6 protein-coding genes are annotated in these 12,325 nt (G+C 63.5%); all 6 read right to left on the bottom strand.

The genetic code is table 11. From position 1 onward, the window contains the following. Nucleotides 1–2: 2 nt before the first annotated feature. The gene (locus tag ACIOU9_RS16440; RefSeq protein WP_146112302.1) at nt 3–1,295 is read right to left on the bottom strand and encodes a Wzz/FepE/Etk N-terminal domain-containing protein; all 1,293 of its coding nucleotides are present in this window, start codon (nt 1,293–1,295) and stop codon (nt 3–5) included. Nucleotides 1,296–1,371: 76 nt separating this feature from the next. Beyond that, nucleotides 1,372–2,115, bottom strand: coding sequence for a CDP-alcohol phosphatidyltransferase family protein (locus ACIOU9_RS16435; RefSeq protein WP_105658095.1), 744 nt, complete (start codon nt 2,113–2,115; stop codon nt 1,372–1,374). A gap of 244 nt (nt 2,116–2,359) precedes the next feature. Further along, on the bottom strand, nt 2,360–7,816 hold the full coding sequence (locus ACIOU9_RS16430) for a PKD domain-containing protein (RefSeq protein WP_402697579.1): 5,457 nt from the start codon (nt 7,814–7,816) through the stop codon (nt 2,360–2,362). A gap of 33 nt (nt 7,817–7,849) precedes the next feature. Further along, complete coding sequence (locus ACIOU9_RS16425) at nt 7,850–9,115, bottom strand: hypothetical protein (RefSeq protein WP_402697578.1); 1,266 nt, start codon at nt 9,113–9,115, stop codon at nt 7,850–7,852. Further along, on the bottom strand, nt 9,112–9,645 hold the full coding sequence (locus ACIOU9_RS16420; RefSeq protein ID WP_146112301.1) for a hypothetical protein: 534 nt from the start codon (nt 9,643–9,645) through the stop codon (nt 9,112–9,114). Before ACIOU9_RS16420 ends, ACIOU9_RS16425 begins: the two co-directional genes overlap by 4 nt. Before the next feature lie 627 nt (nt 9,646–10,272). Continuing rightward, nucleotides 10,273–11,802 carry a sugar transferase gene (locus ACIOU9_RS16415; protein WP_133834685.1) on the bottom strand — a complete coding sequence of 510 codons (1,530 nt, stop codon included), beginning with the start codon at nt 11,800–11,802 and terminating at the stop codon, nt 10,273–10,275. Nucleotides 11,803–12,325: the final 523 nt, after the last annotated feature.

The following is a 12,325-nucleotide window of genomic DNA, read 5'->3' as shown; positions in this document are numbered from 1 at the left end:
GATCAGGTACCCCGCCGGTGCCGGAAGCGCGAAGGCTTGCGCACCAGCACCAGCCCGGTCGCTCCGACTCGCACAGCGTTCAGCTCCTGCAGGGCATCGGCAACCTGTCGGTAGGTGGTTCGCCGTTCACGTCCGGTGAGGATCACGCAATCGCTGTGCAGGGCCACTGCGGTGGCGTCCACCGGCTGGCCCTCCATGCTGGCTACGAAGATCACTACATCGAAATCCTCTTCGAGGGAAGCGATCAAGCTGTCCAATCCGGCGAACACATCGAAACGGCGCAGCGTTTCAGGTTGCGGTCCGGCAGGGAGGTAGCCCATCGGCACCGATTCGATATGAGTGAGCGCATCATGCAGCTCGCTGGTGCCAGCGAGCACTTGGGCCAGGCCCGTTCCACTTGCCTCGTCGCGGCGCAGCGGCTCCAGTTGACGGTCGGCCTGCACGATCACCGAGCGCTTGCCCATGGCCGCCAGGGTCTGGGCGAGCTGCTGCCCATCGAGAACCGCATCGGCACGGGTACTGAGCACCAGGATGCGTTGCGGCAGGCGCCCGTCATTGGCCATCAGCAGGTTCGATACCAGCTGGCGGTAACCGACCTGGATGCCGGTCGGGTTGGCACGGGCTCCGTCCTTGGACCGGGCCGCCACGGTGCCCAGCACGCGCATGCGCAATTGCCTTTCGGCGTCGCGGCCGCGCAGGATCCTCGGATCCAACTTGTGCAGCGCCAGGGCCAGCAGCAATCCCAAGCTGGCTCCCGAAACCAGGCCCAGGGCCAGATTCACGGATTTGCGAGGCGCGGTGGCGTACTGCGGTGCCGCGGCCGGCACGGACAGCTCCGCTTTGACTTCGAGCTTCTTGGGGTCGGTGTTCTCCAGCTTCTGGATGGACTCCGCCAGCAACCCGGCAGCCGTATTGGCGATGTCCGCGGCCTGCTGGGCCTCCGGGGCCTTCGCCGTCACGGCCAGCAGCACGGTATCGACCGGATTGGTGGCGTTCACATTGGATTTGACGTCCTGGAAACTGCGATCCAGATCGAGCTCGCGGATCACCTGGTTGATCAGCTGCGGATCATTGACCAGCTGCGGGTAGGACCCCACTCGCTGCAGCGCGAACTGGCCACGGGCATAGGCCGTGTCCTGGCTGGAATTGACGCTGACGAACAAGGTCGACTTCGCGGTGTAGACCGGGGTCATCCCCAGGGTGATGGCGATGGAGGCGAGTATCCCGGCAAGGGTGCTGGCCGCGATCCACCACAAGCGGGTTCGCAGCACGAAGAGGAAATCACTCAGATCCATGCCTGCCGCCTCCCGATGCGCATGCTGTCCCCAGCCCAATTCCGGTGCAGCTGGCCAGGTGCGATGTTCTTGGTAATCAAGCGCTTTGGCCAAGGCCCTTCACCTCCCGGTACCACTTGCCCAGGGCCAGCGCCAGGAAGCCTGCGTTGGCCAGCAGCAGCAGGACATACACCGGAATGAACACCGATGGCAGCCACAGCGTCAGGAAGGCCAGACAGATCAGGCCGAAGTCGGTAGGCACGACGGCCAATGAATACAGGGCCGAGCTCTTGCCCTGGCCCTGCAGGTAGTGCCCCGTTCTCCCGGAGTTCAGCCGGCGCAGCTGATCGGTGAGGATCATGGAGAAGAACAGGCTGCAGGCCACGACCTGGTAGGCAATGGGCACCAGGTACCAGGCGCCTTCTACCGGGTAGAACCGGTACCACGAGATCAGCACCATCGCGTGCAGGGCGGCGGTCTTGATCGCATCGACAATATGGTCCAGCCATTCGCCGGCAGCGGATCCGGAGCCTTGGAGACGGGCCAGCTGCCCATCAGCAGAATCCAGCGCGTAGCCGAGCACCAGCAAAGCCGTGATCAGCAGCGAAGAGCCGAAGGACGGTTCCAGCAGCGCGATCACCGCCAGTCCGCCAGCCGTGCATAGTGCGCTGATGCCGGTGACGCCATTGGGCGTTAGCCGAAGCAGATAGGCCAGTGCCGCCAGCCGGCGGCCCAGTGGCCTGTTGACGAAGCGCGAGTAGGCTGGCGCTCCCTTATTGGTTTTCTGCCGCTGGCGCAGTTCTGCGACTGCCCAACGGTATCCTTGTTGTTCTTGCAGCATGTGAGTCCTCCCCAGTGAACTCTTATGTGCTTGCGGCCGCGATCGGCCGCAAGCGCCCCCGATATTCAGCCCTGTCCCCAAGCACCGCATTTGTGCAGCGCATCCCCAGGGGACAACCCAAGCTGAGTACAATCTAGTTCATTTCCCGTGTTCTATCCATCGAATGCCCATTCCTAGGCGAAGCCGCTGAGCCAGCGCTCGCGATTCGCACCGCATTGGCGCAACGAACCGCGAACGGCCGGGCTCATTCGGCGATTTCCCGCACCTCCAGATCATCGAACCCGCCGTTGACCGGCGCGTTACCCGCCGAGCCGGAGAGGTAGACCGACAACCCCAAACGGCCTTCGGCCTGCAGTGCGGCGGTGGAGTCGGTGGCGTTGAGCTGCCAGTTCACCGGCTCATCCTGGCCTTGGTTGTAGGCCTTGGCCCGCAAGCTGGTGGAGCTGCTGCCCTGAGCCTGCAAACGCAGCCACACGGCCTTGCCCGGCGAACCGTCTACCTGGCCGATGACGGTCTCGGCGCTCAACGCACTGACGCTGCCGGAGACAACCTTCTCCAGGGTCACCGCCACCGAGCCGTTGGACAGGAACCTGACCTTGGCGCGGTACGCCCCGACGCCAGGAATATCCCGGATGGTCACCGTCTGGTAGATGCCTCCGCCGGTGGCAGCCTTGTCGCGGCTGAGCTTGATGCGCATGTCGCCTTCCCGTACCGTGGCTGGCAGCCACGACAGCGGTCCACTGCCGGCGGAGGACATGCGGATCGTTCCGGTGCCTCCGGCCACGCTGAAGTTGGACGATGAGCCTTGCCGCGTCCAGGTTCCCCCGGTATCGGCGTCACCCCAGCCATCGGAAACGGTGCGTCCAAATGCATCTGAAACCAGCAGGGCCGGTTCGGCGACGGCCGCGACCTGCACTTGCTGGACCAGCTCGGCACTTGCGCCGTCCTCGTCGGTGACCACCAGCTTGATCGGATAGCCGCCTGGCTCGGCGTACTCATGGGAGGCATTCTGGCCGCTGGCGGTGTTCCCGTCTCCGAAATCCCATGCGTAAGTGGCAATCTGGCCATCAGCATCGCTGGAGGCGGCGCCATCGACCTGGACTTCAAGTCCGTTCACTTCCAGGGCGAAGGCCGCCACCGGTGCCGAATTCTGGACATCCACTTCGGTTTCAGTGCGTGATTCCAGCCCGTTCCTATCGCTGACCGTCAGGGTGACCGTGTACCGGCCGTCCTCGGCGTAGCGATGCTGCGCAGTTTCTCCCAGAGCGTTCTGCCCATCGCCGAAGTCCCACTGGTATCCGGTAATCGGCGTATCCCCGGCCGTGCTGCCCGAGGCATCGACGCCCAGTGCGAGTCCGCGTACCGCGGTGCTGAACTGCGCCTGCGGACCTTGGGCGGCGGCAACCGTGGCCACCTGGCTGATGGTGCTTTCCCGCTCCCCTGCCTGGACGGTCAGCGTCACCGAGTAGGTTCCGGCCGACTCGTAGCTGTGGCTGGCCGCCACTCCGCTGGCCTGGGTTCCATCGCCGAACTCCCACAGGTACCCGGTGATCTCCCCGCCGGCTGCCGGAGGCAGCGAATCGGAGGCGTCCACGGTAATCGCGAGCTCATCGGCTTCCCAGGTGAAGGCCGCGGTCGGATCCAGCTCGGCCGGGTCCTGCACGGTGACTTCGCTGGAAGCGGTGCCGGTGGCGCCCTCGTTGTCGGTGACGGTCAGGGTCACGGTCTTGGTGCCGCTGCTCGAGTACTGGTGCATGGCTTCGGCCCCGGTTCCGGTGGTCCCGTCGCCGAAGTCCCATTCCCAGGACACGATCTGCCCATCGGCATCCTGCGATGGTGCGGCGGTGAAGACGGCGGCCAGTCCGTCGACGGTGGATTCGAAGGCAGCGTCCGGTGCCGTGTTCGGCACCTTCACTTGCACCGAATTCGCCACCGTGCCGGTGGCCCCGTGCTCATCGGCGACCACGAGGGTGACCTCGTAGGTTCCCGGTTCCGCGTATTCGTGGGCGGCTTCGGCCCCGGTGGCCTCGGTCCCGTCGCCGAAGTCCCAGGCATAATCCAGTACCCCGCCCTCGGGGTCTGCGGAGCCAGCACCGTTGACTTGGATGCCCAGGCCGTCAACAACCACTTCCATGGCCGCGAGCGGAGCGGAGTTTTCCACCGTCAGGATGCTCTGCGCCTGGGCGGTGGCCCCAGCGTTGTCTGTCACCGTCAGGGTCACCGTGTACTCTCCGCCTGCGCCATAGGCATGCTCCACGTCCTGGCCGGAGGCCTTCTGGCTGCCATCGCCGAAGTCCCATTCGTAGGACAGCTCTCCTTGTTCCGGATCCTCGGATCCGGAACCGCTCAGGCTTACCTTCAAACCGGTCTGTTCGCTGGCTATCGCGGCCACCGGCGGCTGGTTGACCGCCTTGGCCTCGACCTGCTGCGTCTTCGTGGCAGTGCCACCGCGGTCATCGGTAATGGTCAGCACCACCGTGTAGGTGCCGGCCTGGGCGTATTCATGAAGCACTCCTTCGGTCTGCACGGTGGTGCTTTGCCCGTCGCCGAAGTCCCAGGCGTAGCTGGCGATGGTGCCGTCGGCATCGGTTGATCCGCTGGCGTCGAAGGCCACCGCCAGACCTTGGCTGGTGCTGGTGAAGTCGGCCACCGGATCCTGGTTCGGCTCGCCGGCAATCCCGTAGTGCTCATTGACCTCGGCCTGGCTCAGTGCCCTGGCGTAGACGGCGGCCTCATCGATTTCGCCATCGAACCATGCGGAGCTGGCTCCGGACCATACCCGGTCCCCGCCAATGCGCCAGTAGCCGTTGAACGGCTCGGCCGCGGTTTGCGGGTTGGTGCCGGTGAGCCCGCCATCGACGTACAGCTTCATGCCCTCGCCGGACAACGTGGCAACCAGATGATGCCAGTCCCCGTCGTTGTAGGCACGGCCGGTGGTGACCAGATTTTCAGCTCCGGTGTAGACGCCGAAGACCAAGGTGCCGTCATTGCGCATGTAGACATGCCGGTCATAGCTGGAGGACAGGCCGCTGGCCGCATTGCCGAAACCGATGATCTTGCCTCCATTGCCCGTGGTTGTCCGGAACCAGGCCTCGGTGGAGAACACTGTCGGGTTCTGCACCGCCCGGTTCGAGACCACCGCGGCATCGGACTCCCCGAAGCCCAGCGATGTGCCGTGGCCGATGGCGGAATCTTCTGCGTAGCGGACCGGGCCGTTGATGGTTCCGTCGTTGCGGGCGATGGTGCTGTCCGTGGCCACGTTGCCCCCGGTTTCATCCAGGCGCCAGTACATCTGCGGTTCATCGGCGTAGACCGCGATGCCGTAGGCATCGGCTGGAGGCTCGGGAATGTCCGCAGTGCGCCCGGTGGATTGGAAGAGCTGCAGCACGGTGGCTGCGTCAATCTGCTCGTTGAAGATCGCCACCTCGTCCAGCTCGCCGTTGAAGGCCTTGCTCGACGGCTGGTTCGGCCAGCCGTTGAGGTTGTCCCCGCCGATGCGCCACATGCCGGAGTAGGCCTGGCCGCTGCTGGCATCGGTGCGTTCGGCGACCTTCAGCCCGTCAACATACAGGTGCATTCCGGCTTGGCCCAGGGTTGCGGTGAGCTGGTGCCACTGCCCGTCGTTGTAGCTCGCCGAGGAACTGACCGTTGCCGCCCACCCCAGCCATGTGCCAAAGTGCAAGCGTCCGGAATTGTCCATCCAGGCATGGCGGTCGTAGCTACCGGAGTCGCCGGTGGCCGAGCTGCCATAGCCGATCAGCTTGCCGCCCTGGTCGCTCTCGGTCTTGAACCACAGCTGGGTGGTGAAGGTGTCCGGCGCGGTCGCGGCATTTCGGCTCGCCAGCGACTGCCCGCTGAACCCGCTGGCGTCATCGTCGCTGATCGCACCGGGCAGGCCGCGCTGCAAGACCGCGCTGGCGTCGGCATCGACGAAACCGATGTTGTCAAAGGCTACGCTGCCATCGGATTCGTTCAGTGGATAGTAGATATCCGCGCCGGTCTCTCGCAGGACCTGCGTATACGGACTCTCGGCGCTGTTGCTGACGGTCACCGGATCCGAGCGCGGACCGATGTAGTTATTGCCCCACGGGTCCGAGACGCGTACCCGGTAGGTGTGGGTGCTGCCCGGAGCCACGCTGTCATCGCGGAAGCCCAGCGACTGCTTTTTCCACCAGATGGAGGACACATCCTGGCTGTCGATGGCGGTGAGCGAATTATCGCGCAGCAGCTCGTAGGTGAGCGTTTCGTCATCGATATCCCAGGTGGTCGGCCAGGCCACGCGCACGGAACCGCTGCGTTGGGAAATCGCCGACGGCTTCAGCCCCGCGGTGTACTCGGGCCGTATCGAATTCGACGACAGCGACCGCTTGGGGAAGACAGCCAAGCCCTGCTGGTTGGTGTTGTTCAACCTGGTGAACTCGCCGCCGAGAACCAGGTAGTCCCCGTTATTGTCCATGGCCCAGCCACCTTGGTACTGCCCGGTGTAGGTACCGGTATTGATCGAGGGATACCAGTGCAGCAAGGTCGGGATTGGCTGGTTGCGCACCAGCGAATTATTCGACGGCGCAGTGGCATCCGTACCGGTGGCGAAGGCAGTCTCCGCCAGCGCGCGCTTCCAGATCATCGGATTCTCCTCGGGGAACCCGTTGACCGACGAACAGTCGTGGGCGTGCGGGGTCGAGTAGACCACGTCGCCCATGATGCTGATCGATGAGGTCGATCCATAGCAATTATCGAGCCAGATCAGGTCTCCGGTGGCGTAATCGGCGGCAAATCGGCCGTCGAACCAGTGCCAGCCCATGCCGTTGTTCGCCGCGTAGATGACGCCGTTTTCCAGTTTCAGGTCCACGACCCATGCACGGGCATTGTCATCGATCCGCGCCGGGACCGGAGTGGAGCTCCATGCCGCCTGCTGGCCGGTGGTCGCATTCACGGCGCCGATGCCGACCTTGGGCTCGTTGTTGATCGTCTGGAAGCGTCCGCCAATGACCACGCGGTCGCTCTGGTCGGTGGCGATGATGCCGTGGACGATATCATCGGTGGCCGGTGCCCACGCCTGAAGTTCCGCGTTGGCGCGGTTCAGCTTGGCGACATTGCGCCGGGTCTGGTTGGCCACGGAGTTGAAGGAGCCGCCCAGGTAGACAGCGTCGCTGGTCACTGCAAGGGTTTCCACGGACCCGCCCACGCTGGCGGAGAAGGAAGTCAGCGCCCCGTTGGAAGTGGTGAATTCAGCGATCTTGCTGCGGGCTTGGCCGCTGACGGCGGTGAACTGTCCACCTGCGTAGAAACGGCTTCCATCCGGAGAGAACTCGATATCCATGACTGGAGCGTTGAAGTTCGGGTTCCAGGGCAGGATTTGCCCGTTGGTGATGTTGAAGGCCATGGCGTTATTGCGAACCACTTCCCCGGCGCCGCCAGGATTCGCACCGCTTGGCCGTACCCGGGTGAACGAACCGACCACATAAGCCACATTCCCGCGCACACGCAGGTCCCAAGCCACCCCGTTCAGCTGCGGGGTAGGAAGATGATTTGCGCTGACCGTCTCGGGCAGCTCGATTTCCTCTTCGCCAGCGGCTGTCGCCGGAATTGCGCTCAGGCCGGCAATGACCAGCACAGCCGCGGCGACCGAAGCCAGCACCCGTGTGAATCGCCGCACGGGTGTGCGCCGGCCTGCCGTTATCTGCTGCTCTTCCATGTCCATTCCGTTCATTGTTGATACCGGGGCTTTGCCAAGTCAGCGCTGCTGGGCGAATCGGCCCGCTGGTTGCCCCTGCCGGGGCAAGTGCACGGCAACCGATTTCTGCAGCCACCGCCGCATGGCCAAGCCGCCGGCCAAGGCACCAGCGGCGGCGGCCCACGGAACCAGCCGGTAGTCCGAAGTGAATACCAGGACCGAGGCAATCAGCACCACGGACAGGATGCTGTCCATGAACCTGATAGCAAATACCGGCCGTGCATTCTCGTGTACCGCAGCCAGCAGGCCATACGGCGTGGATGCCGCCACCGCGCTGGCATACGCCAGCCACCCGGTAACAGCAAGACCTGACGGGCGGATGCCCGTCAGCAGAGGTCCGCCCCAAGGCAGCAGCACCAGCCCAATGGCCGCGCAGCCTGCGGTGGCCAGCAAAAGCTTGAGCACCACCGAATCAGTGTTCTTCAGCTGGCGCCAAGGACCGGCATCTCGGTCGCGGGCCAGTGACGCAAACAGGTAGGCACAGGTGCCGGTGACCAGCAGCATCGCAGGAGCAGCATAAAGCCTAGCCGCCTCCAGCGCGCCGGCTGCGGCCAGGCCGATCAAGGCGGTGACGAGCACGCGCATCACGGTCAGCTGGGCCGGGCGCAGTCCTTGCAGGGCAGAGCGCCAGATTCCGAATCTGGCCACAGCCCGGATTTGCGCCGGACGGTGGGCCAGCGTTTTTTCGCTGTTTGGCAGGCGCAGCCAACCGAAGGCGGTTCCGGCGCATTGCCCGGCCAGGACCGCCAAGAAGAACGCTTCCAGCGTCAAGGTGGAGAAGACGCCGAATCCCAGCAGCACCATGCTGGTGGTTCCCAATACCACCAGGTCTACCGCGATCAGCTTTCCGAAGCTGAGGATCACCATGTAACTGCGCCGAACCAGCTCTTCAGCGACGTAGGCAACCACTGCCAGGCCGTAGAGCACAGCTCCGAGCAAGCCCAGCTCGGTACCCGCCCAGCAAAGCAACGCTCCGATGGCCCCGAGGGACAGGGCCAGCAACGCGAGCCAGAAGCGCAGTCCGGCCCGCACATGCGGATCATGCCGGTCCAGTACCGTCAACGAGTCGCCGACAAAGCCGGAGATGATGGCGGCTGCAAGGATCAGCGCTCCGTAAAGCGTCGAAATGAGGCCCAGCGCCTCCAGCCCGAGAAGCTTGGCGGCCAGCATCAGCACAATCAGGCTCGTCAGGGACTGGATTGCCTGTGCCGTGGAAGATGAAGCTACACCGGCAATCTTGTTCAGCAGGGTTCTGGCTAGAGTCATTTCTTCTCTGCCTTCAACGTGAACAACCCTGGAGCGTGCTGGTTGTCCAGATCCACCTGCACCTTTGCCACGGCGCCGGCATCTTGGACGATGAAGGCGTAGTGGGCGCTGGCCTGCTTTCCTGCCTCGATCGTGCCAGAGAAGTCATAGGCCTCGACCTCGCCGTATAGCGGCAGTGCTGCCTGCTGGCCCTTGCCCGGCACGAGGTTAATGATCACACTGGAGATGTCCAGTTCCTCACCGGATCCATTGCTAATCCGGACCTCGTACACCCGGTATTTCGCTCCGGTGAAATAGCCTGGTCCCTCGCTTTTCACGATGCCATTGCCGATCGCGGCAACCGTGACGTTGACGCCGTCCCGATAGCTGGCTTGTGTCGCATCCTTCATATTCGCCGGCATGCGGTCTGCGGCCCTGACTGCTTCACCGGAGCGCTTCACCACCGGCAGCTTTCCATCGCCGGCTTCGAAGGCTATCCCGCTGTAGTCCGCTGGCTTCTCTACTTCGGGTGTTGGCTCGTCGCTGGGCACTTTGGTAGCTTCCAGCTGCGGCGCACTGTCTTCCGGTGCCTTCGTCGGATTGGCCTGGGGTTTCCCAGTTGGCGGTGCGTAAGGTGATGGTGCTTGTTCTTGCGGCGCCGCATTGTCCAGCTCGCTCGCCTGGGGCGCAGCTGAAGTGCACGCTGCAAGCAAGAAGATCGACGAGCAGAGCATCGCCAGCGTTGACAGAATTCTTATCCGTCCGGCGGGTTTCGTGGCAAAGGAGTCGGCGGCAGCTGGGGGGCAAGTCGTGTTTTCGCGCGACTGACATGCCGCCGACTCCGCCTCATGAGCCCACCCGGAACTCGCAAGCGGGAATTCTCCCGCGCAGGAAATCGGATGGACTGGTTGATGCGCATCCGGCGGTGTCCCGCCAGAGCAATTCTTGTTGATAGCCCGAGTGCTTCCAGGCTCATGTGCTCGCAACGAACGCATTTTCTGATCCCCCACAGAATCCGTACTGCTTTGTTTTCGAACATTGGTTGCGCTTGGCACCCGATGAGAGGTAGCGCATGCTTGCGGATCCTGGCTGCAAATTGATGCGGCCCGATATCTTCTTGTCCCAGTGGCCCTGCCACGGCGTGCCCGCGGGCACGCTGCAAGTTCTCATCCTGGCTCCTAGTAGGCACCGTCGGGCTTGACCATGACCTGGAAGGTACGCCAGATCAACCGCAAATCGCTGAGCACGGTCCAGTTCTCTGCGTAGTACAGATCCAGCCGCACGCTTTCCTTCCACTCCAGGTTTGACCGTCCGGAGACCTGCCAAAGTCCGGTCACCCCCGGCTTCAGCAGCAACCTGCGGCGGGCCTGGCCCTCATAGGTTTCCACTTCGGCGAACAGCGCCGGACGGGGTCCGACCACCGACATGTCCCCGCGCAGGACGTTGAGGAACTGCGGCAGCTCATCCAATGAATGCTTGCGCAGCCAGTTGCCGCACCGGGTGACCCTCGGGTCGTCTTTCAATTTGAACAGCGGCCCTGCCCCTTCATTCAGCTTTTGCAGGGCGGCCAATTGCGCTTCGGCATCGTGGACCATGGTGCGGAATTTGATCATCTTGAAGGGGCGGCCGTCCTGTCCGGCCCGTTCTTGGAGGAAGAAGATCTTCCCCGGGCCCTCGCGCCGGATCAGCAAGGCGATCACCAGGAAAACCGGTGACAAGGCCAGCAAGGCGAGCAGCGAGAAGACGATGTCGAAGCCGCGCTTGCAGAGGTATCGCGCTCCGGTGAACTTTGCCAGTTCCACATGCAGCAGCGGCATCCCATCCACGGGGCTGGTCCGCACGCGGCGGCTGGCAACCCCGATGATCGAGGAGGCCACGATGAGCCTGGTCCCGGTGCCCTCAAGCCGCCAGCCCAGTTGCTGCAAGGCTTCATTGCCACCGGGTAATGGTCCGGCCACGATCACCGAATCAGCATGCAACCGCTGGATTTCCTGCTCGATGGCGCCGGTGTCGTAGGCCAGAGGAAGGGTCGGATCGGTTTTGCGGATATCGCGTTCGGCTTCCGGATCCGCCGCGCCGTCCATCAGCGCGCCAACAACCCGGTAGGCGGGCCCGGATTTCTTGGAAATCTGGCGGACGGCGTACGGGACGTCGGTGGGCTGGCCGTAGATCAGCACATTGCTCAAGGCGTAGCCGCTTCGGCTGCGCCAGCTCAGCCACTGGCGACAGGTCCACCTGCTCAGCAGCAGTGCGGGCAGTCCCAGCGGCAAAGAGAGGACCAGGAAAATTTTCAGGCTGTCTTGGCCGGTGAGCACGATAAGTACCCCCATGAAGCCCGACAGTGCCAGCCCCGAATAGACCATGATCTTGTATTCCTGCATCCCCACGGCAACACTTCCCAGCCGGTGGGCCTTGAAGGATAGCAAGCTGGCCATCCAGGCGAAGGTGAGCAGCAACCCGGCCAGCACGTAGTAATGCGTGCTACCCGCAATGAACTGCGGCATCTGCGAGCTCTGGAATTGCGTGATTGCCGGCAAGGAGCTCACCAAGGAAATGACCAGCAGATCAGTGCCGTAAAGCCGACGCAGATAAGCGCGGCCCCGGGCACTGGCGGTACCGGTTTCCTGATTTGTCCTTGGAGGTGCGAACGTCCAGGTGCCGAGAGAAGATACGCGATCTTCGCGCAGCCTGCTGCTAATTTGCGACATGTCTTGTTCCCACCCTGGCTAGCGATTCGACGCAGCAAGGGTGGTCGCAGACCGGCAACACAACGTCAATCATCTGTATTCCCCCAAGAAATAAGCGAGTTCCCCAATACACATGGCAATCGCGCTGTCCCACCAGCCCGGCTGCCGTTCTCGACCTTGAGCCTATGATGCGAATGCATCCGATGCACGAGTGGAAGAACACTCAAAAGATGGCCTGCATATCCTTCAAATACTCACACGGCACTTGGTTCATACTCGCTCGCTACTTGGAAGGAAGTTTCCGGGCATGGAAAAACCCTGCACCGGCGCAGAGGGGTTGCCGATACAGGGCCTTTTCGGGAAGGGACCGGCGGTAGCGCTGGGGGTAATCCTCGCGGATTCGCTGGCCGCCGGCCCCGTTTCAGGAAAGAGCTTCGCCGCCACGGCACCGACCGCGCACCCTACGGATAGGCACTCGTTCGCAAAAGAACGCCTGCGTAAGTCTCCAGCTCCCGCAAATCACATTACCCACCTGTGCTGGGCC

This window comes from Glutamicibacter sp. NPDC087583 (assembly GCF_044743685.1).
Taxonomy (GTDB): Bacteria; Actinomycetota; Actinomycetes; order Actinomycetales; family Micrococcaceae; genus Glutamicibacter.
This window is presented reverse-complemented; position numbering and strand designations above follow the sequence as displayed.